This is a genomic window from Candidatus Wallbacteria bacterium (assembly GCA_028687545.1).
Classification (GTDB): Bacteria; Muiribacteriota; JAQTZZ01; order JAQTZZ01; family JAQTZZ01; genus JAQTZZ01.
In genome coordinates, this window is record JAQTZZ010000032.1 from 19,998 (window position 1) to 46,504 (window position 26,507).

The following is a 26,507-nucleotide window of genomic DNA, read 5'->3' on the forward strand; positions in this document are numbered from 1 at the left end:
CTGACACTAAAAGTACTTCCCATCAAAGCAGGCGTAACAGAAATCGTCGGGCTGGGCCAGGCAGCTTTTCAGATTTTCCAGGCTCAGGTATTTGACGCTGTCCGCTCCGACGAATTCTCTGATACCTTCCAGATCCATGTTGGCTGCCAGGAGTTTCTCTCTGTGCGGGGTGTCGATCCCATAGACACAGGAGTGCCTGATCGGTGGAGAGGCGAAACGGAGATGCACTTTTCCGCAGCCGAAGTCCCTCAGAATTTTTACGATCTGCCGGCAGGTGGTACCGCGCACCAGTGAATCGTCGATCACTACAAGGTCATGTTTATTGACAATGGGATAAACAGGATTCAGTTTGACTTTGACTACCATTTCCCGCTGGTCCTGGAAGGGGTGGATGAAACTCCTGCCGATATAGTGGTTTCTGGTGAATCCCCGTTCATAGGTGATACCTGATTCCTGTCCGTAACCAAGGGATGCCGCTACGCCCGAGTCAGGTATGGCTATAACGTAATCCGCTTGAAGTCCGTTGTCCTGCCTCGCCAGTGCAGCCCCCATCCGTTCCCGGGCGATATGGACATTGGTACCGAAATGATAGCTGTCAGGCCGTGAAAAATAGATCAGCTCGAACACGCACTGCTTCTTGACATTAACAGGAGGAAGAAATTCGCTTTTCAGGCCGTTTTTATCGATGATCAGAATTTCTCCAGGGGAGAGTTCGCGCACAAATTCGGCCTTGATGATGTCCAGGGCGCAGGTTTCAGAGGCCAGCACCCAGTCTTGACCCTGTTTTCCAAGCACCAGCGGACGTACTCCATATGGATCCCGTACGCCTATCAGGCAGTCGCTGGTGAGGATGACGAGGGAGAAAGCACCTTTCAGCCTGGCCAGAGAGGATTTAAGATCTCCGATCAGGTCGTTTTCCCTGGCTCGTGCGATCAGGGTCAAAATCACTTCGCTGTCTGTAGTGGAATGGAACGTGGAGCCGCTGTTCTTCAGCTCATCCTTCAGTTCCGCCGCATTGGTGAGGTTGCCGTTATGGCCGAGGGCGATGAAATCGGTATATGATTTTCCGATCTCGGCACAGAGAGGCTGGGCATTGGCAATTTCCGAATCTCCGGCTGTTGAATAGCGCACATGACCAATCCCCATCCTGCCGTTCAAACCAGAAAGTTCAGCTGCATTAAAGGAATGAGCCACCAGTCCCATTTTTTTACTGAGGATTAGTTTTCTGTCCCGATTCACGGCGATTCCGCAGCTTTCCTGGCCTCGGTGCTGCAGCGCGAACAGACCGTAAAAGATCAGACTGGCAATCGAAGCGTCCGGCGTCGCTGAATGATAACCGAAAACCCCGCACTCTTCGCTCATTTTGTCAAAAAGCATTTCAACCTCGGGCATTTTCTGAAATAGAGATCTTTCAATCTCCTGAAATCCCATTTTTCTCCGTTGATCGAAAACTGTTCTTTTCCCACGACTTTTCCGATCAGATTGACCGGAAAGTCAACAGATCCGGCTGCTTTTTCGAAAGATTTACGCTTATCAGGCTTTACTATGAGTAAAGCCTTTCCAGGCAGTTCGGCATAAATATCGCAGACAGAGAAACCTTCGGGCAAGGTAATGTCCACTCCGATTTTTTTTCGCAGGGCCACAGATTCCAGCAGAGAGAAAAACAACCCGCCTTCAGCGATGTCATGCGCAGCAGTGAGCAGTCCTTTGTCATAAGACGAGAGAATGAATTTCTGCAGATTCTGGATTTTTTCCAGATCCACCTGGAAATCAGGATCCGGTTGTGGAAAGCATTTCAGAAAAGCGGAACCTGCCAGTGACGAACTTTCACCGGCAAGATAAAGGTAACCCTCTTGTATCACAGGCAGGACACTGCAGTCATTGATCAGACCGGCCAGGCCGAAAACCGGGGTCGGATAGATGGAGTTTTCTGAATAGTCGTTATAAAAACTCACATTGCCGCCAGTTACGGGGATTTTGAAAAAATTGCAGGTGTCCCGCATACCTCTGATGACTTCCGCGAATTCCCACATGATTTCAGGCTTCTCTGGAGAGCCGAAGTTAAGGCAATTAGTGAGGCCAAGCGGAGATGCTCCCATGCAGGCCTGGTTGATCACAGCTTCTGAGAGGACCGCTTTGGTGCCTTCAAACGGATTCAGGTAGCATAGCCGTCCATTGCTTTCCAGATTAAGGGCCACAGCCCTTTTACCGCCTTTGAGCCTCAGCACTGACGTGTCTGCTCCAGGTCCTACTGCTGTATTTGTGCCCACCTGATAATCGTACTTGTGAAAAACATCTCCCAGGTAGCGCAGTCCGGGAGACTGTTCCAGCAGTCTTATGAAATCCGACTGAAGATTGGAGTGTTTAACAAGATTCAGGGGCTTTGCAGCACTTTTGACGCGCGGTTTCGCAGGACGCTTGTATTCCGGAGCTTCAAGCGCAGCAAGCGGAATTACTGCCGCGGATTTTCCCAGATGCTGGATCCGGACTTCCGGTTTACTGATGATCTCACCGATCACTGCATAGTTGAGGTCCCATTTATGGAAAATTTCAGCGATTTTTTTCTCTGCACCTTTTTTTCCTACGAGCAGCATCCTCTCCTGAGACTCAGACAGCATGATTTCGTAAGCGCTCATCCTCTCCTCGCGCTGAGGAACCAGGTCCAGATCTAGTCTGATACCCACTCCGCCCCGCTGAGCCATTTCGATTGAGGACGAAGTCAGACCTGCGGCGCCCATATCCTGGATACCTACGACATAATCCGTCTGGAACAGTTCCAGGCAGGCCTCCAGCAGCAATTTTTCACTGAACGGATCTCCTACCTGCACTGCCGGCCTGTCTGAGTCCGACTGGTCGTCGAGCTGGTCCGAAGCAAAGGTGGCACCATGGATACCGTCCCTGCCGGTCTTGCTGCCCACATAGATCACCGGGTTTCCTACTCCGGATGCAACACCGCGCCTGATGCCGTCCGAAGCAACCAGACCGGCGGTCATCACGTTTACAAGCGGATTCCGGGAATAGCAGTCATCAAATTTGGTTTCTCCACCTACTGTCGGGATACCGATGCAGTTGCCATACCAGGAGATACCAGCGACCACCCGCTCAAACAGATAGCTGTTTTTCTTGGATTTATCCGGATTGCCGAAATGGATCGAATCAAGCAGTGCGATCGGTCGGGCACCCATGGTGAAAATGTCTCGCAGGATACCACCGACACCTGTGGCAGCTCCCTGAAATGGTTCCACATATGAAGGGTGATTGTGCGACTCGATCTTGAAAGCCAGGGCTTCGCCCTTGCCGAGATCGACGATCCCGGCATTCTCACCCGGCCCCTGCAGCACATGTTCGCCTTTGGTAGGCAGGGTTTTCAAATAGATTTTCGAACTTTTGTATGAACAGTGTTCTGACCAGAGCACTGAAAAAATTCCCAGTTCGACGAAATTTGGCTCCCTCTTCATGCGTCTGCAGATTTCTTTATATTCATCCTGTTTGAGGTTCAACTTGGCCAGCTCGGCTTGGTTCATTTTTTCCTACCTCCTTTTTTCAGGGACGCAAAGAGGGACCTGAAAATCATGCTGCCGTCAGATCCGCCTAAAATCTGCTCTATCGCGCGTTCCGGATGCGGCATCATGCCCAGGATGTTTTTTTCACGATTCATGACTCCGGCGATATCGGAGATGGAGCCGTTTGGATTGAAACGCCTGCTTTTTTTTCCTTCCGGAGTGGCGTAACTGAAGGCGATCTGATTGTTTTTCGTAAGCCCTGGAAAATCTTTCTTCTCAATAAAATAATTCCCCTCGTAATGGGCGATGGGGAGTTTGAGGGTTCCCTTCACTCCGGATGTAAACGGGGTTTCGGAATTCTCACAGGTCAGAAATACATCATGGCAATGGAATTGAAGCGATGTATTGATCTGCAGCACTCCAGGGAGCAACCCGGATTCAGTGAGAATCTGGAAACCGTTGCAGATACCCAGCACCAGCCCTCCGCCTGCACTGAATTTCCGCACAGCCTTCATCACAGGCGAATGGCAGGCGATGGCACCGGTCCTCAGGTAATCGCCGAAAGAGAAGCCGCCGGGTAGAACGGCCAGTACCGTCCTGTCCTCCATTTTTTCGCTCCTGTGCCAGAGATAATATGGCTCGAAACCCATCTGTTCCAAGGCATAATAAGTGTCGCGCTCGCAGTTGGAACCTGGGAACAGGATGACAGCAGCTTTCATGCTTCCCTCACTTCCACTCTGTAATCCTCAATCACCGTGTTGGCCAGCAGTTCCCTGCACATCCGTTCAGCTTCTTTCTGGGCATCGTGACTGTTCTTTGCAGCAAGCGACAACCGGAAATACTTGCCTGTCCGGACTTTCTGCAGATCCGCGAAACCGAGTTGCTGCAGAGTTCGCTCGATTACAACTCCCTGGGGATCTTGAATTGACGGCCTTAGATACACTAACACTTCAGCTTGGAACATGGGGTTAATCCTCACTTTCGAAAACATCTGAAAACTAACATTCGCAAAGAAGTCAGCAGGTTAGTATGTTTGTATGTTGGGAATCGGAAATAAACGTTAACCTACTAACATACCAACTTACCAACATCTTGCATTCTTGGACTCGAATCATCACTTCAATGCCCTTTCATATATAGCATCCAGATTCCGGAAAAAGTGAGAAATGTCGGTAAGATCACTGATTTCTTCCTGGCTCAGGACAGCACGCAGGTCTTTATGTTCAGCCAGGGCTTTCCGGATATCCATCCCACCCTGGTACAGACAGTGAGTGACTTCCTGAAGCATCACGTAGGCTTTATCTCTGGCCATGCCTTTTTTTTCCACCAGGTGCAAAAGAATCCGCTGGGAAAAGAAGGCATCACCAAGCAGATGCAGATTCCGCTCGATTTGACTTTCATTTACTGTAAGGCCGGAAATCACCCCTGTCATCTTTTCCAGGGCATAATAAGCCAGGATGCTGGCGTCAGGGATTGTCACCCGCTCTACGGAAGAGTGGGAAATATCACGCTCATGCCAGAGAGGAATGTTTTCCAGGGAGGGTATGAGGTAACTTCGAAGGAGCCTGGAGATCCCACAGATCCTCTCGCAGATGATCGGATTGCGCTTGTGAGGCATGGCTGAAGATCCCTTCTGGCCTTTGCCGAACGGCTCTTCCAGCTCCCTGACCTCAGTCCGCTGCAGATGGCGGATTTCAGTGGCGATTTTTTCGAGCGATGCTCCGATCACTGAAAGCAGGTAAAAATAATCTGCGATTCTGTCGCGCTGAATGACCTGAGTGGTAACAGGACAGGGGGACAATCCCAGACTGGCCAGTGCGTTTTTTTCAAGTTCAGGGGTGTTCTGGCTGTAAGTGCCGACAGCCCCGGAGAGTTTGCCTACAGACAGGCGGTTCCGGGTTTCAGCGAGCCGCTCCAGATGCCGCTTGAATTCGCAATGAAAGAGCAGAAATTTCACACCCAGGGTAAGCGGCTCAGCATGGATGCCGTGTGTGCGGCCGATCTCAGGCAGTTTTTTATACTTGAGAGCCAGTTCGCGCAACAGGTCAGTCAGCCTCAGGATTTTTTTCTCGATCAGACTGAGCGCCTGCAGCATGATCAGCATCTGAGCAGTATCTACGATATCCGAAGAGGTGAGACCGAGATGGATGAAACGGGCATAATCCCCTACGGTTTCGCTGAGGCTTTCCAGGAAGGCAATCAGATCGTGGTTGGTGCGGACTTCGATTTCCTGGATTCGTTTCGGGTTGATTCTGGCTTTTTCCAGGATCGCGTTCAAACATGAAAGAGGGGCAATGCCTGAACTGACCAGAGACTCAGTGTAAGCAAGTTCAACCCTCAGCCAGGTTTCATACTTGTTTTGCTCGGAAAAGACGGCATTGATCTCGGGGAGGGAATAGCGCTCAATCATCTGGATCTCCCTAGGGAGTAATTTTTTCTTATTATACCCGACCTCCCTTAAATGAAACAGACCTCTGACCAAATTCTTGCGCAGTTCATTCCTGAGTGATTATTATTAGTATGTAAATGATACTGTTTTTTGGATTTAGGCTATAATTATCTTATAGCTGGAGGTAGCCATGAAGTTGATGCTTCTGTTTGCTTTAATGATTATTGTGGGTCTTGTGCATGCCGGAACCGGGGAAATCACTGCTAACACTCAGAAACCAGACCCTGGGAGCGGCGGAGTTACGCAGAGCATAAAGGATGCTTTCTCGGCTTATGACGGGGGTTCCTCAACCGGTGAGACAAGTGGTGAAAGTACTGAAATCAAGGATTTGAATTATGACAAAGTCGCTGAATTGACCCAGCAGGCTGATTATTGTTATAAGGATGCCAAAGGTTATCCCAAGTCGGCGCACCTGTTTTACCAGAAAGCGATCGCCCTTTACGAAACGATCATCCAGGTCGATCCAAAGAATGCTTATGTGTTGTATAAGCTTGGTAGTTCTTACTGGGATTCAAAGATCGACAAGCCAAGAGCAATCTTGATGATGGAAAGGGCTGTGTCGTCAGACCCTAAAGTGGCTATTTATTGGAATGATCTCGGTTTCATGTACAAGGAAACTGCTGAAACCAGCGCAGATAAAAACACCCTGCTGTTGAAATCCATCGACTGCTATTTGAAGGCCATCGAAATCAACCCGGACAACGATACTACGCTCAGAAACCTGGGGCTGGACTATCTGAAGATCGGCAGACCCAGGGAAGCCAAGCATTATTTTCAGCTTTACCTGCCGGTTGCTTCTGTTGACAAAGAAAGAAAACAGATTGAAAACCTTCTCACAGACATTGATCAGTATTCTGAGGCTGCTACCAGTGAGATCATACATTTCAACGCTCAAACGAAGGAAGCAGGCACTGATTAGAGTGTTTGTTTTTTTTTGGCTACTCGCCGGTTCTTTGTCCGCCGGTCCCCTGGAAAATGATCTTTTTTCGGCGGTAATGGGAAATGATTTGACCAGAGTTAAGGAGATAATGTTGCGGGGTATTGATGTGAACTCTGTGAACAGTTCTGGTGAAACTGCACTGCAGCTTTCGCTCAGGAACGGATATGACAGGATCACACGTTTTCTGGAAAGCCAGGGAGCACTGTACCCGAAAAACATGGAGCAGGAAAGCAACATTTTCAGTTCAGTGAGACAGAATCGGGACTCCTGTAAAATTAATATCAGGAGACTTGAGAATGCGGTGGATATGTACAATCTGGGCAGGTCAAAGAAGCGGAGAATACGGGGGAAAGTAAGATTTTCAGAGATCAAGGACAGGATCGGTCTGTATCTTGATTCCGGAAAGCTGCCTGTTTGTCCTGACGGCGGAGTTTACTGTTTTGACCCAAAGACCGGTGCCTGGTGCAGTGTGCATGGAGATCCTGACCAATGACGGGGGCATGATGAAAACTAAAATCCTGACTGTGCTTTTACTGGCTGCTTTCAGTATTTATGCCGGAGCGCTCGAGGATGAACTGATGGATGCGATCCAGAAACGCAACATGACCAGGATCAGGGATTTGATCAATGCCGGCGCCAGAATCAACACCATCAACGAGAAGAACCTGACGCCTCTTAAATACGCGATACAGTTAGGATACAGCGATGTCGCCCGTTTCCTTCTCCGGATGGGAGATTATCCGGCTAATTCAGGTCTGTTTTCAGCCCCGATCACTGAACAGGCTGCCTGCAACGTCAATTGCCATGTGATTGAAGATGCACTTCTGATGTTCAACCACACCGGAAAGTACTGCGAGCTGATCAGGTTTGAATATAATGAAGACCGCTGCGAGTACGATGAGATTTTCATAGATCAGAAAATCATCGAAAAAATCAAAGAATTTCTTCCAGCTCAAATCCTGCCGGTCTGCCCGGCCGGCGGAGAATATATAATCTACCCCAAGCGCAGGCTCGTGCGTCCTGATGATGTGCATCCTGAACTGGGTGTTTACTGCAGTGAGCATGGGACAGCAGTGATTGCGCATCACGACAGCTGGTTCAAAACCAAACCTGCTGACATAGAAATCGACAGAATATCACTGAACTGATTTTATTTTCCCGGTTGGACGTAGCCTCAAACATTTGTACTATCAGGTTCATTCACCTTAAATTCCCCAAATTCAATATTTGATGCAAATTGATGCTTTACATTCTTTCAGAGCCGGGTATATTTACACCAAGACAAATTGAATCAGGAGGATTTTGTAATGAAACTTACGTTTATTGTGGTGATGCTGTTCATAGCTTCACTTTGTTTTGCTGATACTGCAGGAGACCGGCCTTTCCCCAATCAATGGAATCCAGGTCAAAGCGATCACAACAACCCGCATCCTAATCCCAACCCGCACCCAAATCCCAATCCTAACCCCAACCCAAATCCTAACCCACACCCAAATCCCAACCCGCACCCGAATCCTAATCCTAACCCCAACCCGCACCCGAATCCTAATCCTAACCCCAACCCCAACCCACATCCTAATCCCAATCCTCCGCCTCCTCCACAGCCGAATCCCCAGGCTGAATACAATGCCGGCTATCAGGATGGCACTAGAAACGGCCAGATGCAGGGCAGAGTCGAGGGCGACCGGAACGGACAGAATGCCGGCCGCAGCGAAGGCGATAACAGAGGCAGGAATGATGGCCGGAATCAGGGCTATGCTGCCGGACAGCGCGATGGAGAGAGTGAAGGCCGCGCTGAAGGAATCAGGCAGGGCAGGGCAGACGGTGAAGCCAAGGGAGCTCTGAACGGCAAAGTCGCAGGCGAGCAGCGCTGTTATAACGAAGGTTATACCTCGGGAAACTCCGAGGGCCAGGCTCAGGGAGCACAGGATGCCCAGCAGTCAGGTTCCTATGACAAGGGTTATAATAAAGGCACCACAGATGCGCAGACCGCTGAACAGGATAAAGGAAACAAAGCAGGATATGTAGCCGGATTTGCAGAGAAAGAGAAGCAGATCAGAGACCAGTTCTGGTCAGAAAACCAGAGACGCGAAGCAGAGGAACTGACCGCCTGTCTTGTTGAAGACGGAGTGGATTTTGAACTTTCAATGCTTAGGAACTCACGTGGCCCGCATGACTCAGTCTACTATCAGCAGGGCTATAATGCCGGATATCAGGCAGGCTATAACCAGACATATCAGGAGTCATACAATCGCGGATACCGCCAGACCTATCAGGCCGCATACGACAACGCTTACAGATTCTCTTATCAGATAGGTTACGGCAGCGGACACCAGCAGGGTAAAGACCAGGCTTACGGGGCTGCCTATCAGGAAACATATGACCGCTCATACAACGACACCTACAATTCCTACAGAAATCTGGAATATGCTTCAGAGCGTACCCGCGGGCATGACGACGGATACCGGAAAGGCCAGTCTGAAAGTTATGCTGCAAACTGCAAGAAGCTCTATGATAACGGCTATCGCGCCGGCTATGATAAGACAGCTGCTGAAGTGTACCCTGTTGCCTATGCCCAGGGTAAGGATTCCGGAGTAGCTGCCGCCGATAAGAGATACAATGAAGCAGCAGTGCTGGAAATGTATAAAGCGCTGGTGACCGAAACCAGTGGAGATGGAATCTTCACTGCCGGGGAATCGATTGAAATCATTGTGCAGGCAGCCAACTTTGGGTTTGTGGATTCCAAGACTCTGACTTTCAACATCCAAAGCTCGAATCCCGCTGTCAATCCTGCGGGATCATTCTCCGCTGATCCGGTCCTGGGACGGAAAACCGGAAAAATCATTCTGCCGCTTGGCCGCATTGCAGAAGATGCACTGCTGGATTCCAGCGCTTCCATCAAGATCGAAATGCTGCACGAGGGGGTTTCGACCGGCAGCAAAGTCTTGGAAATCAAGCTGAACAACGACAAGCAGAAGATCGGTTCCGTCAATGTCAATTCCGGGGAAACCGCTAATGTGCGTTCAGGGCCGGGCACTAATTTCAGCGTGATTGCCACGCTCGGCAAGGGAGCAAAGGTAGTGGTGACCGAAAAGAACGGCAACTGGTTCAAAGTGGTGATCCCAAGCGGAAAAGTCGGATATATCCACAATTCCATCCTTACAGTGAATTGGCCGGAACCAGCGCAGCCATAGTACTGAAAACGATTAGTAAACTGTCAGATCAAGGACCGGATTTTTTCCGGTCCTTTTTTTAGTGTTGCAAAGCTTTATCTGCAGGCTGTTCGTTTGACAGCGGATGTTTCAGCGGATATTCTGAATGTGCCGGGCAACAAAACATGAACACTGAGAAAAGAGCGGACAATTCGGTAATTTCTTCTTCAACCAGAGGGAAAATCCCTTTTTATTCAAGTATCAAGCTTAAAACACTGCTGGGTATTTTCATTATCGCAGTGACACCACTTGTAATACTCGGTGTTTATTCCTTCAATACTCTGGCCAAACTATCGCAGGACCTGATGATCACGACTAACTTACAGGCTGTGCAGCAGGTCAAGACAGAAGTCGATAATTTTGTCTCTCATTACATGACTATCATGAATTTTCTGAAAAAAGACAAGAGGCTGGAAAGCGGAAATACAGGCCAGATTTCAGCCGCAGCCCGCCAGATTGATGAAGAATTTGAGTTCATTGAAAGGATTATAGTTACGGGAATGGACGGCAGAGTGATGGGATGTTCCACAGAAGGTACTCCTGAATTGACTGTAAACGAAGAAAAACTTCTGACTTCACAGGATGAATTTTATTTTTCACAAGGTAAATGGCTTTTCAAAGTGAGAGCCGGTGATCAGAATAATGCTTTAATCATCGCGACAGTTTCTTTTTTTGAATTACGCAAATCTCTTGACAGGATCGCGGTCGGCACGACTTTCATGATTTTCCTGGTTACAAGGGAAGGAGATAATATACTGGAAACTAAGGATTTTCCGCTCGAACTCATCAACCGCATGATCCGTGAGCCTTATGGAGCATACGATATCAACTTTGGCCGCAATGAAATCACACAAGTGGCTGTCGTACTCCCCCTTCTGCATTATGGTTTGAAAGTGATTGTCACGCAGGAGGCTAAGGAGATTTACTCACTTGTCACAACCATCAAGCGTAACGTGAAGATGGCAATCCTGCTGGCCGGAATTCTGGCGATTCTGTCAGGCATTTTCTTTTCGCTTCAAATCACTTCTCCGATCATTTTCATTGCCGGGAAAGTCAATGAGATTTCAGACGGCAATCTCTCGGTCAGGCTCAACCTTCCCAGGAAGGATGAAATAGGCTTTCTGGCCGGATGCATAGACAATATGGCAGAAAAAATTTTAAAGAAAATCTTCGAATTATCTGCGCTTTTTCAGATTTCACAGATTATCAGCCATTCCTCAGGATATCAGGAAGTACTGGATAAAATTTTGACCCAGCTGATTAAGCTGTTCGGTGCGCGCAGGGGTTCCATCATGCTGCTCTCGGATAAAAACGATCTTCTCAAACTGACCAGTGTCAAGCTGTTCCGCAGTGAAGACGGCAGTATCATGAGTGGTGAACTCAAGGAACAGATTGAAATAAAATATGGAGAAGGGATTGCCGGACAAGTTGTTAAAACCGGAATTCCTGTGCTTTCTGTCGACTGCAGCAAAGACCCCCGCTTCAAGCAGTATGTTGCAAATTCAAATTTAAAACCTCCGCGTACCCTGATTTCAGTGCCGCTCGTGGTAAAGGACAAGCCATTCGGAGTGATCAACCTCTCGGACAGGACCGATAATTCGAGCTTTACAGCGAGCGACATGGAATTGCTGCTGACCATTTCGACCCAGATGGCTATTTCACTTGACAACTCCAAGCTTTATGAACTGGCGATCCGCGATGGATTGACGGGGTTATATATTTACCGGTATTTTCAGATCCGGCTTGACGAAGAGATAGTCCGCGCCCGGCGTTATAAAGATCCTCTCACTCTGATCATGGTGGATATCGACCATTTCAAAAACTTCAACGATAAATTCGGTCATCAGCAGGGCGATATCGTTCTCCGCGAGGTGGCAGGCATAATCCAGGCCACAGCCCGGGCCACCGATATAGCCTGCAGATATGGGGGCGAAGAGTTTGGAGTGATCCTTCCCAACACCGCAGCAGAACAGGCCATGATCCTGGCAGAGAGATTGCGCAAAAAGGTCGAATCATATCCTTTTCCCGGACAGGATAATCCTCTGCATGTCACCATCAGCCTTGGCCTGGCGGAATATCCAAAGATGGCAGGGGACAAGGGGGGACTTATCAGTCACGCCGATATTGCGCTCTACAGTTCAAAATCCTGCGGGAGAAACCGCACCAGTCTCTACGATGAAGACATGGGAGATGTAATGGAAGAAAAAAATGAAAGTTAACAAGCTGGTTCTGGTTTTGCTGCTTTCCTGTCTGAACTTTGCAGGAGCCGGGGAAGCCTTGCAGATCGTTTCCTCCAAGCAGTTCTATTCCATTGCCACGGCAAGCATCAATGGCACTTATTACCCTGTAGGTCTTGCACTCAGCAAACTGTTCAACTCCAGGCTCACTCAGATTGTTACTCTCGCCGAACCAACGACCGGCTCAGTTGACAATATCAAATACCTGGATAAAGGCGATGCCGCTTTTGCCATTGTCCAGAGCGATGTACTGCTGGACGCTTTCAAGGGACAGGGAAAGTTCGAGCAGCCTGTGACTAAACTCAGAGTTGTGCTTTCTCTGTATCCCGAGATCATTCATGTGATCGTGCTGGAATCCTCTGAAATCAGAAGCATTGCAGATCTCAAGGGGAAAAACATCGTTCCTGGAGCCCAGGGTTCGGGATCAGCGGTGAACGCAGAGTTTGTACTGAAGTATTTCGAATTGAAAAGTACAGATTACAACGCAAAATACATGGAATTCACCAAGGCCACTGATGCGCTGCAGAATGGTTATGTCGATGCCATCTTCTGGACCGGCGGCATTCCCGGAGAAGGCGTGAGCATGCTCGCAAAAATGGAACCGATCCGGATCCTGTCCTTCCCGGATCCGATCCTGGAAAAAATTTCGTCAGAATATTCCTGCTACAGCAAGGAAACTATCCCGGCAGGCACTTACGGGCAGAAGTTCGAGATCCATTCTCTTGGTCTGCGGGCGATTCTCGCTACCACTGACAACATCGATGAGGAAATGATCCATTCCATGCTCAGCCTGATCTTTGACAATACGCCATATCTGGCTACCCTGCATCCCAGGGCAGCTGATATCAAGCTCTCTGAAGCCCTGAAGGGAATCTCAATCAGAATGCTGCACCCAGGGGCGAGGAAGTACTTTCAGCAGAAAGGATTTCTGGGCGACTGATCCGAAAATTCATTCCACTTCCGGAAACTGGAGCAGCGATGCCTTGAGAGCGTTGTTGTATTCGTAACGCTCGATCAGCACTACAAATCCTTCCAGGAATACTTTCCCGAGCGGGCAGAAATATTCCTTTGTTTCATGCTGATACTCTGAGAGTTGTGCCACTGAGACCACAAATTCGTTGAAAAAATTTTCGTTGAGTTTATCAAGTTTAAAAAATTCGGAGTTCAACTTGTCCAGGCTTTCAGTGATGTTTTTTGGATTTTTTTCCAAGTCCCGCTGGATGTGATTCTGATTTTCCTTATAATACAGAGTACCTAGAGCGTCAAAGCCGGTGCTTTCCACAATCATCGTGGAAATTCCGCCTTTTACTTCAGCTGTGCCTTTCTTGGAGGAGGGATAAAAAGCGCAGAATTCGAAAAAAGTCGATCCCAGCGTGAAAGTTTTGCTCAGCTTCATATAGTGCAAACTCTTGCCCTTGTCGAACAGCAGGCTGATCACAGCAGACTCATTTTCAAATCTCTGCCATTTCGGTTTTTCCACTACAGTTTCCGAGGTTGTTTTGGCAATTGCCGGAGGGATGTCCTTGTCTGAGGCGATTTCATTGCTTCCGGCCAAAGGCACTTTATCTTCTCCCAGCAGACAGGTGCAGAACGCGATTGAAAACATCAAAATCACTATTTTTCCCATCATATTTCCTTTCAACTGATTTGAAGACAGCATATCAGAGTTGTTTTAAACTGTAAAATTGAATAAAATTCAGAGATGGGATTAGAACGTTATTCGAGGCAGATCGCTTTTTCAGGCATTGGACTGGAAGGGCAGAAAGTGCTGTCTGCTGCAGAAGTAGTGATCCTTGGAGCTGGAGCACTTGGGACAAACCTGGCAGAACAGCTTGCACGGGGCGGCATAGGCAGAGTGCGTCTGATCGATCCGGAGCGGGTGGAGCTTTCCAATCTCCAGCGGCAGACCCTTTTCGATGAGCGTGATCTTGGCAGATTGAAATGTTTCGCTGCCTCAGAAAAATTGTTCAGGATCAATTCTTCAGTGCGCCTGGAAACTGTGATTGTCAGAGCTGATCAGCATAATATCCGGAAACTTTTACAAGGGTTCGACCTGGTGCTGGATGCTACCGACAATTTTCAGGCAAGACTCCTGATCAATCAGACCTGCCTCGAATTATCCCTGCCCTGGGTGCATACTGCAGTAACCGGAGCTTGCGGGCAGTCGCTGGCATTTAAGCCGGATGGCGCCTGTTTCTCCTGCTTCATGCCGGACATTCCTGACTCTGACGACTATCCTGGGGTTAATAATTGTGGGATCCTGAATTCAATCGTCCGGATCATGTCCGCAGTGAGCTGTACAACAGCGCTGAAGATTTTGCTTGGAGAAGAAGTCGAGGAAAGACTGATTGTATTTGACGCCTGGAAAAACAGATTCCAGAAAATGAAAATAGAGCGGAACCCGGCCTGCCATGTGTGCGGCAATCTTACTGAGCATTTGCGCCGTAAGTTATAACATTTTCGAAAACGGCACCATAGTGCCGAAGGAATTTCAAGGTATACTTTACGGCATTAATGATCAATAAAGGATGCGACGGAGGTGACCATGCGAATCACAGTTGAATTTATCGGAGCCATTGACAGAGGGGCTTACAGTGAAATTCAGGAATTCGATGTTGCGGATAAAATCTCGGTCAGGAAGTTTCTCGAGACTCTGCATTTCAAGAAAGAACAGCTGAACTTTATTCAGGTTTTCAGGCACGACAAACGCCTGAGCCATTTCACACTGCTGACCCAGGGCGACTCGTTGCAATTGATGATCCCCGTAGGAGGAGGGTGATCTTATTTCGGGCGTTGCAGCGACTTTGATTTGATCTGATTCTGATTATCCGAAAATTGCACTTGAAGTCGAACTGTTTCGCCCCCCTCTGGTTTCACTACTGCACCGACTGAATTTTTCTGCTTCTTTTTACCGTTCCCGACCTTTTTGGGACTCACAAAACCTCCGTCAAGAATTTTTGTTCCAACTTGAGGCGATCCCCATTTCGCTTTCAAGTTGACCTGTTTAAATTATACCTGAAAGCAGGAAACAAATAAAGCTGCAATTTGTTAAGAATTAAAAATAATTGCGGTGTAACGCAGACGAGATTGCATCTGAAACAGGTCAATTTAACTACACCGGAAGACCATTTTTGGCAGTTTTATCAAACTAATGTTTTGGATATACTGAAATCCGGGAAGTTTAAAAGCCGGAGGATCGATGAATCACACAGAATGGCTGCGGAATGAATTGTTGCAGTTAAAAAAACTTGGCGTACTGCAGGAGGATGCCATTGAAAATCTCAGGCAGTATTATGGGAAAGAAGTAAAGCCGGGGATTAACTGGGGGATGGTGCTGCTGAGCATCATCGGAACAACACTGATCGGTTCGGGCGTGATCCTGATTCTGGCTCACAACTGGGATTTATTGTCGAGGCCTGCCAGGACTTTTCTCTCTTTTATTCCCCTGCTGATTGGGCAGAGTGCGGTTCTGTTCACCCTGTACAGAAAAAAGGATTCGATTCCCTGGAAAGAAGGTGCAGGGATCTTACTTTTTTTCGCCATCGGTTCCTCAATCGCTCTTGTCGGACAGACATATCACATTGAAGGTGATCCTGGAAAATTTGTGCTTACCTGGATGCTGCTTTCAGCTCCTCTGATCTTTATTTTGGATTCTGCCTCAATCTCAATTTTTTATTTGTATGGCATCCTCTTCTGGACAGAATACGGCAGAAACGAACTGCCTTTTTTTTATCTGTTTTTCAGTTTGCTTTCAACTGTGGCGATTATCTACCTGCTGATTGTTTTAAAGCGGGATTTATTTTCGGTTCGCAGCTTGATCCTGACCTGGGCTTTTTCGATCTGGCTCGCTCCGGCTGTGGCCTGCACGTTTGGAGGACATGTCCGGGGACTCTGGATTGTGGTTTACAGTTCTCTTTTCGGGAGCATGTATCTTTGCGGCAGGCTGTTTTTCGACCGGATGGAAAGCCTAAAAAAAAATCCGCTGCGCCTGATCGGTTATTTTGTTTCCCTGATAATCTGCTTTATCCTGACTTTTTCAGATACCTGGAGAGACATCGGCTGGGATAAAAGCCCTCGCGCTTACACATGGAGAATCGATTATACCACCTGGCAGATGGACTATGTGCTGGCGGGATTATTGCTTGCAGGCTTTTTGATTCTGGCCGCGCGATATCTGCACAGGCTTGAACTGGAATCTCTGGTACTGGCGGTTCCCCTGCTTTCAACTTCCGCCTTTGCAGCCTCGGGTTTCGGACCGCTTGGAAGCTGGATGAACTGGATTTATAATTTGCTTTTCCTCGCTCTGGGATGCACAAAAATCTGGCAGGGGATTCAAGTCCGCCGCCTCAGTACATTGAATCTGGGCATGATCGCAGTGATGGTCCTGATCATGGCGCGATTCTTCGACAGCGACCTGGGTCTGCTAACGAGAGGAGTGATTTTCATCGTGCTGGGATCGCTGTTTCTGGGAGTCAATCTGTTCGTCTCGAAAAGCGGATTCCGCTCAGGGAGGGCGAATGGTTAAAAAGGCAGTCTGTGTTTTCCTGCTGCTGGCTTTGATTCAATTGCTGGTTCCTGCCTGGATGATTTACGAACGGGAAATCATTCTAAGGGATGGACACCAGTTCAAATTCAGAACCGCACCTGTTGATCCGTATGACGCTTTCAGGGGGCGCTATGTCGCACTCAAAATGGAGGCAGGCACTGTTCCGCTTGAATGCTGCCGCGGCGTAAAAAGCAATCAGTGGGCTTATGCCCTGATTGCGAACGATGCTGAGGGTTTTGCCAAAGTCGAGGCTGTAACCGCCGACTGCCCTCAGGGTGATTTTATCAGGACCAAGATGGGGTGGATATCTGAAGAAAAGGTTGATACCACGAAGACAGCCACGATTAATTTCAATTTCAACCGTTATTTTCTACCTGAGGACCTGGCTCCTGAAGCTGAGAAAGCTTACCGGAAATTCAGCTCTGGCAAGCGCAGAGATGCCTATGTTACAGTGAGAGTGTTAGGTGGCAAAGCTGCTCTGGAAGAACTGTATTTTGGAAATCAATCCATCCGGGAATTTCTGAGAAATCCCCAGGTCACTGAAGAAGTGAAGTCTCCAGCGCAGGATGAGAATCTGGTTCTTGAACTGATTAAGGCGATTAATTCCGGAGATACGGCTGAAGTAAAAAAACAGCTGGACAAAGGCGCAGATGTCAATTCCCAGAATTACGACTCGCATGACTATAACAGATGGACCCCTCTGATGTATGCCTGCGCTCTAGGAAAACCCGAAATCGTGAAGTTGATTCTGGAGCGGCGCCCGCAACTGGACATGTATGGAGAAATCACGCCTCTGGGGATCGCCAGGCTTAACAAATACGATGAGATCGTGAAATTGCTCGAAAAGGCAAAAGCAGAGCAGGGGTTCTAGGAACTTTTATTTTCCTGGCCAGCCCACTGCCTGAGAGAGGATTATCTTCTGTTCTGGGCGCAGCTTCATTGCAGAAGCCAGCTTTTCCTTATCCACCATGCCCATCACCACTGTAACCAGGCCTTCTGAAGCGCAATACAGATAGACATTCTGGCTGATGAATCCTGTGTCAGCAGCGGAATAGAAATCATTGGCAGCGCTGTCTTTACCCATGCGGGCTGTGTCCGCCACATAGATCAGGCAGAGCGGGACTGAAGCGACAAAAGGCTGTTTCCCTGCCAGCGGCCGCAGGTCCTGGGATAAAACAGGTGTCAGCTGATTGTTTTTAGGGTCATAGAGATAAAGTCCGGATGCCATGGCGGCGTATATGTCGATTTCCTGCTTGTTCATCGCGCTGGGGGCAGTCCGCTTCCCGTCAGCCCTGTTGATCCCGAAAGCCGCCCAGCACAGGTCTGAGAGCACTTCAATCGTGATTTCAGTGGTGGCAAACGAGCGTTCAGTGTGACGCGCGGAAAGCGCTTCCATCAGGAGCTTGCCATGGTTCAGGCGTGGTTGATTCAGCTTGATCGGCGCCAGGGCTGAGTCAGCCGCAAAAACTGTGATTGCGCAGAACAGTAAAAAAAATGTGATTTTGTTCATGATTCCTCCAGTGGATTTAAATCCCAGTTTACACAACAGTGATTTAGGATTCAATTTGGACCTTGATTCCAGAATGAGGTCTATGTATGCCTGACTTAAATTCTATGATCTGTTAAAATGGAGGAAAAAGCTGAGGTGGAATATGAAACAGATTCTGGTCACAATCAGCGCAGCCCTGCTGATATTTCTGGCATTTTCTCAACAATGTCCAGCCGGAGAAAAAAGCACTTTGGAAGTACTGATGGAAAAAGCTGAAAAAGGTGATAAAGAATCACAGTGCAGTCTAGGCGACATGTATTTCAGAGGTTCAGGAGTACCACAGGATTACAAGCAGGCCCTGCAGTGGATTCAAAAGGCAGCTGAACAGGGAGCGGCTGTGGCACAGTATGATCTTGCTGTCATGTATTACAATGGCCAGGGCGTATCAAAGGATTGCCGGAAAGGCATGGATTGGTTCCAGAAATCCGCTGATCAAGGCAATGCTGATGCCCTGTACAGTCTTGGTTACATGTATCAGGTGGGACTGGGTATAACCCAGGACTACAAGAAAGCTATGCTGTACTATCAGAAATCTGCTGATCAGGGACATGCTGATGCACAATATAACCTTGGCTTAATGTATCAAGATGGCCTGGGAGTCCCTCAAGATTATGGACAGGCAGCAGTCTGGTTCCAGAAAGCAGCTGAACAGGGTAATGCCGATGCACAATACAATCTTGGGACTATGTATGGCAATGCCGGGGGGGTTCCCAGAGATTACAAGCAGGCTGCAAAGTGGTTTAAGAAAGCCGCTGATCAGGGTATTGCCCGGGCCCAGTACAGTTTTGGATTAATCTATGAAACCGGCTTAGACGTACCAAAAGATTACAAGCTGGCTGCAGCCTGGTTCCAGAAAGCCGCTGATCAGGGAGATAGCCAGGCCCAGTACCATCTTGGTGTCATCTATGACACAGGCCGGGGAGTGCCGCAGGATTACAAGAAAGCTGTGGAACTGTATCAGAAAGCCGCTGACCAGGGTGTGGCTGAGGCTCAATACAATCTTGGGGGATTGTATGCCGAAGGGGCTGGAGTGCCGAAAGACTGTGTGAAGGCTCACTTCTGGTTTAATCTGGCCACTGCTTCAGGACTGGGAGAAGCAAGAAAAAAACGGGAAGCTCTGGCAGAAAAAATGACACCTGCACAGATTGCTGAAGCCAAAAAAATGGCGGCTGAGTGGATCGAGAAACATCAGAGTAAGGCTGCAGGACTTTGAGCAATTTACAGGGATTCTCCAAGGAGCATGGTTTCGAATTCAGCTAGTGAAATATTGAAACCTGCCGGGATGTCTTCGCCTGTGAAGTCGAATCTGGCCCTGACTTCGAATTCAGCCCCCCTGGAAATGTTCAAGGTGCATTCAAATTCTCTGCCTTGATGATCAGGAATGTATTTATCCCTCAGGATGTTTAAAATTCTTAAAAGGAATTCCCTGAATTCAGGATTACGGGATTTGTAAAAATCACCCCTGTAATCCTGAGACCTTGCCGGGCCGACTATCATCCCGTCCAGGGATGGGGAATAGATGAAGGAAATGCTTTTCTGTTCAGCGCTCTTGATTACATTCCGGATCACCAGCTGGTCCTGATCAGAATAAAGCCCTGACAGCAGGTCCGCTCTCAGGCATGTCCCGAGTTCGCTCCACAAGCCGGCTGTCTCTGAAGCTGAAACAATACTGGTGAAAACGATACAGACGAACAGGACTGATACAATCTTTTTCACTCTTCCCCCTTTTGCACATAATCCAATACTTCTGCCGGCATGTAAAGCATCAATTTGCATCAATCAATATCATTTGCTTTTCTCCGGTCAGGCCCATTGTGTATCATGGAAATTATCGGCAATTTTAGAGAAAAATGAAGAAGGAATCATTATTAAGTCTAACCTGTTATCATGGTCAATATCCAGATCATGCGGACATTCACCAGGCTGCGGGAAATCCTAGACACGAACAGGGGACTTCAGATTAATCCAGAAATATTTTATTAAACCCCAGGATTGAGTAAACTAAACTTCTGAACAAACAGTTAATGAGGAGAAATCATGGCGAAAAAAGCAGTACAGCCCCAGTTTGTCGAAATCGAGCAGCCGTTCGAAAACGGACCTCCTGCCGTTCACTGTCCAGTCTGCGGGAAGAGCATTGCCGGAGATAGAAAGGAAAGGGTAAAGCCCAGCCACTGCTGCCACCTGGTTTTCATTTTTGACGGAGGTACAGGCGGCTTCGGGTACATGTCCGCGGATTTCAGGAAACGGGTAGACAGCATGGATCTGGACAAGCATCAGGATGATTCGTTCCAGGAATTTCTGAAAAACGCCGGATACGGGAATCAGCTGCTGGCCATGCAGATCACTTACGGCATTTCCGGCCGCAATGCGGCCTGGCATACCGACGTCTACGGATTCGACTTCAGCGTTCCGGTCAAGGACGGGAAGAAAAAGAAATAGGCTCTAATAATAATCATCTCAATGGATCGATACCAGGACACTGCATCAGGCTGTGAAAAGGAACCTGAAAAGGTTTCCGTCTGACTTCATGTTTCAGTTGAGGGACAACGATATCGGACACTTGAAATCACAAATTGTGATTCCAAGTTAGGGAGGCACACGATCAAAGGCTTATGTATTCAAGAAACTAGGGGTGCTTTCCTTTTTAAACTCAGTAAAATTGCGCAAAGAAAAATTATCATATGATAATATTATTGATAATATATATCATATGATATATAATTAACTTGTGAGCGGTAAAATTAGTCTCAACACTTTGAAATTGCAGAAAATAAGGCAAGCCGTCGTCGATTTTTTGAGTGAGCTGAAGGAAGTCATAGACACAGGAAAATTCTATCTGATTGACAGGGACAAAAATCTGAAATTCGCAGCTGAACTTGGAATTACCAGAGAAATGATAAAAAGTACTGTCCGGGAACTTGAAGCTGAAAATTACTACCAGGGACCGACCCCTGATCGGGACAAACCGGGTGAAGTGTGGGAGTTTGGGAAAGAGTTGATGGGAAGAGAAATATATATAAAAGTGAAAATTGTGCAAGGACAATGCAAAGTAATCTGCATCTCTTTCCATGAAGCAGAGAGCGGAATGACTTATCCATTACGATAAGGCTTGATCCGCCGAAAAACTGGAGGCTTTCGATGAACAAAATTTTAAACTTCTGCCCTTATTGTGAAGATGAACGCGAGGTTGAGAGGATCACTAAAACCGAGACTTTCAAAATTCGAAATGAAGCTATTCAAGTAAAAACCAAGCTTCTGAAATGTAAAAAATGTCATGAGGAATTTGAAGATCCTGAATCCAAAGAAGATTGCCTGAAAATGGCTTATGAGATCTACCGGGAGAAATTCAAATGGATGAAACCTGAAGAAATCCGGAAATTGAGAAAAGAGTATGACTTGACTCAAAAAGAGCTTGCTTCATTGCTTGGTTTTGGTGAGGTTACTTTAAGTAGATATGAAAATGGAGCATTACAGGACGAAACACATGATCAGGTATTGAAACTGGCGCAAAATCCGGAAAATCTGATCCGGCTTATGGAAACCAATTCAAGCATTGCCGAAAAAAGAAAACGTGAACTGCTTTGTATATGGAAAAATAAATTTTCTTCAGGAAGCTGGCAAAAAATACTGAACAGTCACCTGGGGAATTTTCCGCCTGATTATACTAACGGAAACAGAAGTCATGATTTCAGCAGAATGGAAAATGCTATTCTGTTTCTATGCTCAGGGAAAGGAATGCTGAAAACAATACTCAATAAAGCTCTTTTTTATTCTGATTTTCTGAATTTTAAAAAATACAATCTCTCAATCACAGGTTCCAGATACGTCAAACTCCAGTTTGGCCCAGTTCCGGATGATTACGAATTTATTTATGCTGTTGCTATACATGATGGGATTCTCAAGGTAAAAGAAATTGATTTTTCCGGCAGCTGCATTGGGGAGGTTTATACTTCAGCTAAAAATCCCGACATATCAATGTTCAGCCCCGAAGAGTTGGAAGTAATGGCAACTGTAAAAAAGAAGATTACAGCAATGTCCGCAACAAAAGCGAGCGAGTTGTCCCACCAGGAAGAAGCCTATTTGAAAACCGCTGAGAAAGAGTATATTTCGTATGAGTTTTCGAAGGTGTTGAAGTTTATGAAGTGAACCATGAGTGGGGTCATCGATGGATAAACTTTCAAAAGAGCAAGCTGTTAATTGGTGGATTTACCATAGTTTTTTACATTTTGTTGCAGGTAAAGCTTTAGAAGAAATAGATGATGTTTCTCCAATAAATTCACATTTTGAGCCTTATTTTTGTTATATGGGAATTGAACTTTTGTGTAAAGCTTTCATCATTGCAGAAAACAGTGCAAGTTTCTCGAGTTTAGAATTTGAAAAAGCTAAAACAAAAATTGACGAAATAGCAAAAGATATCAGTCACAAAATTGAGAAAGTAATTAAAAAAATTGGAATCGATAATCCGAATTGTGATATCCCATCTATCTTGAAAACAAAGTATGACAATTTATCAGGAGAAGAAGCATTGACATGCTTGGAAGCAGCTTATATTGAAACAAGATATCCAGTTCCTATTGGAATCCATAAAAAGTTTCCGCTCACAATTAATATTTATCATGATCCTCTGAATTGCAGTGCTATAATTGATTTTTCTTATGCACTAGGCAGGGCCTTGTTATTTTTAATCAAAGAAAAACATCATATCTTTTTTGATGAAACAATAATGGGAAATTCAGTATTGAGTTCTGGTCAATGGAGACGTTTCGTCAATTTGTTTTTCGTTTCTAAATCAAGCGATTACTTTAAATCTGATGTGCAAAGGCAATATATTGAGAAACCAATTAAACATCCGAGATATAAATCCGGGGATGTTATTAAAATCTCAAGAAAGCCTTAGCGTTAGTTTACCCTCATTCACATGCTGGAGACAGCATGTGAAAAATGAACAACCAGCTTGGATGTGAAATTTAACTTCCGGGTTGTTTGACCGAACAATAAAGAATGTGAGATACTAATTCTGCAGCCGGGCGCTGGCTGCCGGGGGTTCATGAACATCAGCTCACAATCATCCGCATCAGGTAACTCCCTATCAATGAAATCAAAGGAAGCAACATGACCATTGCAATCAGCGTGAAAGTCAATGATGGTCTTGTTTTAGCTACCGATAGTGCTTCCACACTCGTAGCTCAGGAAGCGGATGGTAAACAAGGCGTAGTCAATGTTTATAATAATGCCAATAAGTTGTTTAATCTGAAAAAAGGGCATCCGATCGGAATTATCACGTGGGGCGCGGGTAGTATGGGATTATCATCAATTTCCACAATTATCAAGGATTACCGGAAAACCTTAGAATTAAAAGAGAATTATACGATAGAAGAAATTGCCAACCATTTCAATAAATTCATCTGCGATTTATATGAGAAAGAATTTAATACCTGGCTTCTAAAACCATTGATTGGATTCACAATTGCAGGTTATTCCAGTGGAAGTATTCATTCTGAAGAATGGCAGATTAATATTGTTAATGGAAAATGTAGCGGCCCATTACTTTTAAGGAAAAAAGAAGAATGCGGAATTAATTGGAGCGGAGAACCGGAACCGATCTTTCGCTTAGTGAAAGGATATAGTCAAAATATTTTTAAGATACTGGAAATGGCTCAAATTCCCGAACCCAAAATTCTAGAATTGGCTACAACTCTATTACCTAAACTTGAAGCCCCGATAACTTCTCCAGCAATGCCAATACAAGATGCGATTGATCTCACTGAATTTTTAGTAAATCTGACCATAAATTATTCAAGATTCATGCCAGGAGCGCAGACAGTTGGAGGTCCTGTAGAAATAGCAACAATTACAAGGCATGAAGGGTTTAAATGGATTAGACGAAAACATTATTTTGATGTAAAATTAAACATGAGAGAGGATGCTTATCTATGAGTTTTAATTACCTAGATTTACCGAATCAGAATTCCAGCAGTTACCAAAAAGAACAGGTGAATTTTGATGTAATGAAAGAAGAAGGCAAGTTTATCCCTGTTCCGCTATGCGAAAGCAATTCATCGAATTACGATCCGGCTAGAATAAAAATAATCTGCGAAGTAAATTACTCACAATTCAGTTTGAAGTAAAAACAATACCAGGCCAAGAGTGCATTCAAAGGTTGCGTAATAGGTCTTATAGGACATTGACAAATCCTTTGCAAATACAGGGTTTGCTCTATTTTGGTAACAGTTGATGTTTACTTGATAAAAGATATTGATTTGATGCTCAGGAATCCTGCAAATTTTTATGTTAAAATAGATAAAAAAAGCAGAGGTGATGATATGAAACTTGGTTTTTTTACAATGCCTCTAATTTTGCTGGTAATTCTGATAATAGCAGATCAAAGTTATGCCGGTAAAAAAGACAACCACACATTGACTGAAGCGGAACTTTTATACGTATTTGGCTGTGAATATTATACAGGTGATCAGGTGCAACAAGATTATAAACAGGCTGTTCAGCTTTTTCGGAAATCAGCAGAGAAAGGTTTTGCAGAATCTCAATTCCGTATGGGAGTTGCATATTCAATTGGGAAAGGGGAAGTACAGGATTATTCACAGGCTGCTAAGTGGTTTAAGAAAGCTGCTGATCAAAATCACGCAGACGCGCAGTTCCGTCTGGGCTTGTTTCATCTTTTAGGGTATTGTGGAGCAAAAGACTTAAGTCAAGCTATACAATGGTTTCAGAAAGCCGCTGATCAGGGGCATGTCAATGCCCAAATTTATCTTGGGAATTCTTATGGCTCTGGTGATGGCGTTCCACAAGATTTTATGAAAGCTTATCTCTGGTATAACCTTGCAGCAGCTTCTGGAAACGAAGAAGTGAAAAAGAAAAGAGATGCTTTTTTAGAAGTATTGGACTTTGCACAAATTGCGGAAGCTCAAAAAATGGCGGCTGATTGGACAGAAAAGCATCCTGTAAATAAATACAACCAAGTAAAGCCATGACGAAAAAGAAAACCGAGTTGACAACGAAGCCGATTGTAGAGAGCAAAATTTTCATGATCAGGGGCAAGCAGGTGATGCTTGATAAAGACCTTGCCGAGCTGTACGAGGTCGAGACGAAAGTGTTGAACCAGGCTGTGAAAAGGAATCTGAAAAGGTTTCCCCGTGATTTCATGTTTCAGTTGAAAGACAACGAGATACAACATTCAAGGTCACAAATTGTGACCTTGAACAGCGGAAGAGGCCGAAACACTAAGTATTTACCCTATGCGTTCACGGAAAATGGCATAGCTATGCTGTCATCCGTCCTGAACAGTGAACGCGCTATCATGGTCAATATTCAGATCATGAGGACGTTTACCAGGCTGAGGGAAATCCTGAGCACGAGCCAAGAAATCAAGAAAAAGATCGACGAACACGATCAGAAGCTTATACAGATTTCAGAGGTGCTCAAGCGGATCATAACGCAGATCACAGATCAACCCGTAAAGCCTAAACCGCAGATCGGTTTCAGGGGAAAGCGCGACGAGGGATAGAACTGGCGGAAATATCTGATTGCTTTGTCTTTCACTGGGCGTGTCTTGTCGGTCTCACACACTGACGGAAAAATAAGAGGAAGGATAATTGGATACGGCCCTCCCGGCTTCGACCGTGCCGGTGGTACCGGTTTTCAATCTACCCGGTGTACGCGCGGGAAATCAGACGCGGTGAACGCAGGCAGTAAAAAACTCTTAGTGGATTTCTCACACAACCCCGTTTTTCCGCCTATTTTGGAGCGATTTTTTTATTGGTGGATGTTTATAATCGTGCAATCCCATCCGCTAAGGGCTAAGGAGATATTTTCCGGATTATTCGATCCGATCAAAAGTAAATATTTAATTGTCTAAATTCGAAAAAACAATAAGTAAATTTCTGAATAATGCTTTACTTGTTAATATGTTAAAATTGTATAAAAAAGAGCTACGTCCCGTCAAGTGGTGTAAATTTCCATCGGCTACTCCTGTCAACCTAAGCAGCCCTCAATTCCTTGCAATACAAGCCCTTAATCAGTTCCATTGACTCCAGGCTGAAGTATCTCCTGTTTA

The 26,507-nt window shown here is 46.2% G+C and carries 27 protein-coding genes; 18 read left to right on the forward strand and 9 right to left on the reverse strand.

Translation table 11 applies throughout. From position 1 onward, the window contains the following. Positions 1-6: 6 nt before the first annotated feature. The 5 genes from purF to purB form a co-directional block, all read right to left on the reverse strand. The gene (gene purF, locus PHW04_12770) at positions 7-1,377 is read right to left on the reverse strand and encodes an amidophosphoribosyltransferase (protein ID MDD2716758.1); all 1,371 of its coding nucleotides are present in this window, start codon (positions 1,375-1,377) and stop codon (positions 7-9) included. Continuing rightward, positions 1,359-3,524: a phosphoribosylformylglycinamidine synthase subunit PurL gene (gene purL / locus PHW04_12775; protein MDD2716759.1), complete on the reverse strand. Its 2,166-nt coding sequence runs from the start codon at positions 3,522-3,524 to the stop codon at positions 1,359-1,361. The genes purF and purL overlap by 19 nt, the downstream gene beginning before the upstream one ends. Beyond that, positions 3,521-4,222, reverse strand: a complete 702-nt coding sequence (gene purQ, locus PHW04_12780) for a phosphoribosylformylglycinamidine synthase subunit PurQ (protein ID MDD2716760.1) — start codon at positions 4,220-4,222, stop codon at positions 3,521-3,523. The genes purL and purQ overlap by 4 nt, the downstream gene beginning before the upstream one ends. Next, positions 4,219-4,467: a phosphoribosylformylglycinamidine synthase subunit PurS gene (gene purS, locus PHW04_12785; protein ID MDD2716761.1), complete on the reverse strand. Its 249-nt coding sequence runs from the start codon at positions 4,465-4,467 to the stop codon at positions 4,219-4,221. Before purS ends, purQ begins: the two co-directional genes overlap by 4 nt. A gap of 150 nt (positions 4,468-4,617) precedes the next feature. After that, positions 4,618-5,913 carry an adenylosuccinate lyase gene (gene purB, locus PHW04_12790; protein ID MDD2716762.1) on the reverse strand — a complete coding sequence of 432 codons (1,296 nt, stop codon included), beginning with the start codon at positions 5,911-5,913 and terminating at the stop codon, positions 4,618-4,620. Positions 5,914-6,082: 169 nt separating this feature from the next. Between purB and PHW04_12795 the strand changes: the two genes are divergently transcribed. The 6 genes from PHW04_12795 (at position 6,083) to PHW04_12820 (ending at position 13,281) form a co-directional block, all read left to right on the forward strand. After that, positions 6,083-6,871, forward strand: a complete 789-nt coding sequence (locus tag PHW04_12795; protein ID MDD2716763.1) for a hypothetical protein — start codon at positions 6,083-6,085, stop codon at positions 6,869-6,871. 112 nt (positions 6,872-6,983) lie between these two features. Beyond that, positions 6,984-7,385: a hypothetical protein gene (locus tag PHW04_12800; GenBank protein ID MDD2716764.1), complete on the forward strand. Its 402-nt coding sequence runs from the start codon at positions 6,984-6,986 to the stop codon at positions 7,383-7,385. A gap of 10 nt (positions 7,386-7,395) precedes the next feature. Next, positions 7,396-8,040 carry a hypothetical protein gene (locus PHW04_12805; protein ID MDD2716765.1) on the forward strand — a complete coding sequence of 215 codons (645 nt, stop codon included), beginning with the start codon at positions 7,396-7,398 and terminating at the stop codon, positions 8,038-8,040. Positions 8,041-8,199: 159 nt separating this feature from the next. Beyond that, entirely contained in the window at positions 8,200-10,086 is a 1,887-nt protein-coding gene (locus tag PHW04_12810; protein ID MDD2716766.1) for an SH3 domain-containing protein, read from the forward strand. A gap of 143 nt (positions 10,087-10,229) precedes the next feature. Next, a complete protein-coding gene (locus PHW04_12815; protein ID MDD2716767.1) occupies positions 10,230-12,323 on the forward strand; it encodes a diguanylate cyclase in 2,094 nt (697 codons plus the stop codon). Continuing rightward, positions 12,313-13,281: a TAXI family TRAP transporter solute-binding subunit gene (locus PHW04_12820; protein MDD2716768.1), complete on the forward strand. Its 969-nt coding sequence runs from the start codon at positions 12,313-12,315 to the stop codon at positions 13,279-13,281. Before PHW04_12815 ends, PHW04_12820 begins: the two co-directional genes overlap by 11 nt. Before the next feature lie 9 nt (positions 13,282-13,290). Here the strand turns inward: PHW04_12820 and PHW04_12825 are convergent, their stop codons facing one another. Further along, positions 13,291-13,968: a hypothetical protein gene (locus tag PHW04_12825; protein ID MDD2716769.1), complete on the reverse strand. Its 678-nt coding sequence runs from the start codon at positions 13,966-13,968 to the stop codon at positions 13,291-13,293. 75 nt (positions 13,969-14,043) lie between these two features. Between PHW04_12825 and PHW04_12830 the strand changes: the two genes are divergently transcribed. Together PHW04_12830 and PHW04_12835 are read left to right on the forward strand one after the other, a co-directional pair. After that, positions 14,044-14,796, forward strand: a complete 753-nt coding sequence (locus tag PHW04_12830) for a HesA/MoeB/ThiF family protein (protein MDD2716770.1) — start codon at positions 14,044-14,046, stop codon at positions 14,794-14,796. A gap of 90 nt (positions 14,797-14,886) precedes the next feature. Further along, positions 14,887-15,120: a hypothetical protein gene (locus PHW04_12835; protein MDD2716771.1), complete on the forward strand. Its 234-nt coding sequence runs from the start codon at positions 14,887-14,889 to the stop codon at positions 15,118-15,120. Positions 15,121-15,122: 2 nt separating this feature from the next. On the opposite strand, the gene PHW04_12840 is transcribed toward PHW04_12835, so the two are convergent. Next, positions 15,123-15,278 (reverse strand): hypothetical protein, encoded by a 156-nt coding sequence (locus tag PHW04_12840; protein ID MDD2716772.1) that lies wholly within the window; start codon positions 15,276-15,278, stop codon positions 15,123-15,125. A gap of 262 nt (positions 15,279-15,540) precedes the next feature. On the opposite strand from PHW04_12840, the gene PHW04_12845 reads away from it, so the two are divergent. Both PHW04_12845 and PHW04_12850 read left to right on the forward strand, forming a co-directional pair. After that, positions 15,541-16,866 carry a DUF2157 domain-containing protein gene (locus PHW04_12845; GenBank protein ID MDD2716773.1) on the forward strand — a complete coding sequence of 442 codons (1,326 nt, stop codon included), beginning with the start codon at positions 15,541-15,543 and terminating at the stop codon, positions 16,864-16,866. Further along, positions 16,859-17,758 (forward strand): GDYXXLXY domain-containing protein, encoded by a 900-nt coding sequence (locus tag PHW04_12850; GenBank protein MDD2716774.1) that lies wholly within the window; start codon positions 16,859-16,861, stop codon positions 17,756-17,758. The genes PHW04_12845 and PHW04_12850 overlap by 8 nt, the downstream gene beginning before the upstream one ends. Positions 17,759-17,764: 6 nt before the next feature. On the opposite strand, the gene PHW04_12855 is transcribed toward PHW04_12850, so the two are convergent. After that, positions 17,765-18,397 (reverse strand): SagB/ThcOx family dehydrogenase, encoded by a 633-nt coding sequence (locus PHW04_12855; protein MDD2716775.1) that lies wholly within the window; start codon positions 18,395-18,397, stop codon positions 17,765-17,767. A gap of 142 nt (positions 18,398-18,539) precedes the next feature. Here PHW04_12855 and PHW04_12860 point away from each other — a divergent pair, with 142 nt between their 5' ends. After that, on the forward strand, positions 18,540-19,649 hold the full coding sequence (locus tag PHW04_12860; GenBank protein ID MDD2716776.1) for an SEL1-like repeat protein: 1,110 nt from the start codon (positions 18,540-18,542) through the stop codon (positions 19,647-19,649). Positions 19,650-19,654: 5 nt separating this feature from the next. Here the strand turns inward: PHW04_12860 and PHW04_12865 are convergent, their stop codons facing one another. Further along, positions 19,655-20,152 (reverse strand): hypothetical protein, encoded by a 498-nt coding sequence (locus PHW04_12865; protein ID MDD2716777.1) that lies wholly within the window; start codon positions 20,150-20,152, stop codon positions 19,655-19,657. Positions 20,153-20,473: 321 nt separating this feature from the next. Here PHW04_12865 and PHW04_12870 point away from each other — a divergent pair, with 321 nt between their 5' ends. From PHW04_12870 to PHW04_12900, 7 genes are all read left to right on the forward strand, one after another. Then, complete coding sequence (locus PHW04_12870; protein ID MDD2716778.1) at positions 20,474-20,875, forward strand: hypothetical protein; 402 nt, start codon at positions 20,474-20,476, stop codon at positions 20,873-20,875. 289 nt (positions 20,876-21,164) lie between these two features. Continuing rightward, the gene (locus PHW04_12875) at positions 21,165-21,542 is read left to right on the forward strand and encodes a type II toxin-antitoxin system MqsR family toxin (GenBank protein MDD2716779.1); all 378 of its coding nucleotides are present in this window, start codon (positions 21,165-21,167) and stop codon (positions 21,540-21,542) included. A gap of 32 nt (positions 21,543-21,574) precedes the next feature. Continuing rightward, positions 21,575-22,582, forward strand: coding sequence for a DUF4065 domain-containing protein (locus tag PHW04_12880; protein ID MDD2716780.1), 1,008 nt, complete (start codon positions 21,575-21,577; stop codon positions 22,580-22,582). Positions 22,583-22,601: 19 nt separating this feature from the next. Continuing rightward, on the forward strand, positions 22,602-23,333 hold the full coding sequence (locus PHW04_12885; GenBank protein ID MDD2716781.1) for a hypothetical protein: 732 nt from the start codon (positions 22,602-22,604) through the stop codon (positions 23,331-23,333). 215 nt (positions 23,334-23,548) lie between these two features. Next, positions 23,549-24,373: a hypothetical protein gene (locus tag PHW04_12890; protein MDD2716782.1), complete on the forward strand. Its 825-nt coding sequence runs from the start codon at positions 23,549-23,551 to the stop codon at positions 24,371-24,373. Positions 24,374-24,678: 305 nt separating this feature from the next. Beyond that, entirely contained in the window at positions 24,679-25,425 is a 747-nt protein-coding gene (locus PHW04_12895; protein ID MDD2716783.1) for a tetratricopeptide repeat protein, read from the forward strand. After that, the gene (locus PHW04_12900; protein ID MDD2716784.1) at positions 25,422-25,958 is read left to right on the forward strand and encodes an ORF6N domain-containing protein; all 537 of its coding nucleotides are present in this window, start codon (positions 25,422-25,424) and stop codon (positions 25,956-25,958) included. Before PHW04_12895 ends, PHW04_12900 begins: the two co-directional genes overlap by 4 nt. Positions 25,959-26,507 lie beyond the last annotated feature (549 nt).

Bases quoted from the DNA above. Each gene is read 5' to 3' on its own strand.
- PHW04_12845 (MDD2716773.1), top strand. From the start codon at position 15,541: ATGAATCACACAGAATGGCTGCGGAATGAATTGTTGCAGTTAAAAAAA.
- PHW04_12850 (MDD2716774.1), top strand. From the start codon at position 16,859: ATGGTTAAAAAGGCAGTCTGTGTTTTCCTGCTGCTGGCTTTGATTCAA.
- PHW04_12815 (MDD2716767.1), top strand. From the start codon at position 10,230: ATGAACACTGAGAAAAGAGCGGACAATTCGGTAATTTCTTCTTCAACC.
- PHW04_12880 (MDD2716780.1), top strand. From the start codon at position 21,575: ATGAACAAAATTTTAAACTTCTGCCCTTATTGTGAAGATGAACGCGAG.
- PHW04_12900 (MDD2716784.1), top strand. From the start codon at position 25,422: ATGACGAAAAAGAAAACCGAGTTGACAACGAAGCCGATTGTAGAGAGC.
- PHW04_12855 (MDD2716775.1), bottom strand. From the start codon at position 18,397: ATGAACAAAATCACATTTTTTTTACTGTTCTGCGCAATCACAGTTTTT.
- purF (MDD2716758.1), bottom strand. From the start codon at position 1,377: ATGCTTTTTGACAAAATGAGCGAAGAGTGCGGGGTTTTCGGTTATCAT.
- purL (MDD2716759.1), bottom strand. From the start codon at position 3,524: ATGAACCAAGCCGAGCTGGCCAAGTTGAACCTCAAACAGGATGAATAT.
- purB (MDD2716762.1), bottom strand. From the start codon at position 5,913: ATGATTGAGCGCTATTCCCTCCCCGAGATCAATGCCGTCTTTTCCGAG.
- purS (MDD2716761.1), bottom strand. From the start codon at position 4,467: ATGTTCCAAGCTGAAGTGTTAGTGTATCTAAGGCCGTCAATTCAAGAT.
- PHW04_12805 (MDD2716765.1), top strand. From the start codon at position 7,396: ATGAAAACTAAAATCCTGACTGTGCTTTTACTGGCTGCTTTCAGTATT.
- PHW04_12830 (MDD2716770.1), top strand. From the start codon at position 14,044: ATGGGATTAGAACGTTATTCGAGGCAGATCGCTTTTTCAGGCATTGGA.
- PHW04_12825 (MDD2716769.1), bottom strand. From the start codon at position 13,968: ATGGGAAAAATAGTGATTTTGATGTTTTCAATCGCGTTCTGCACCTGT.
- PHW04_12835 (MDD2716771.1), top strand. From the start codon at position 14,887: ATGCGAATCACAGTTGAATTTATCGGAGCCATTGACAGAGGGGCTTAC.
- PHW04_12795 (MDD2716763.1), top strand. From the start codon at position 6,083: ATGAAGTTGATGCTTCTGTTTGCTTTAATGATTATTGTGGGTCTTGTG.
- PHW04_12885 (MDD2716781.1), top strand. From the start codon at position 22,602: ATGGATAAACTTTCAAAAGAGCAAGCTGTTAATTGGTGGATTTACCAT.
- PHW04_12810 (MDD2716766.1), top strand. From the start codon at position 8,200: ATGAAACTTACGTTTATTGTGGTGATGCTGTTCATAGCTTCACTTTGT.
- PHW04_12820 (MDD2716768.1), top strand. From the start codon at position 12,313: ATGAAAGTTAACAAGCTGGTTCTGGTTTTGCTGCTTTCCTGTCTGAAC.
- PHW04_12890 (MDD2716782.1), top strand. From the start codon at position 23,549: ATGACCATTGCAATCAGCGTGAAAGTCAATGATGGTCTTGTTTTAGCT.
- PHW04_12870 (MDD2716778.1), top strand. From the start codon at position 20,474: ATGGCGAAAAAAGCAGTACAGCCCCAGTTTGTCGAAATCGAGCAGCCG.
- PHW04_12860 (MDD2716776.1), top strand. From the start codon at position 18,540: ATGAAACAGATTCTGGTCACAATCAGCGCAGCCCTGCTGATATTTCTG.
- purQ (MDD2716760.1), bottom strand. From the start codon at position 4,222: ATGAAAGCTGCTGTCATCCTGTTCCCAGGTTCCAACTGCGAGCGCGAC.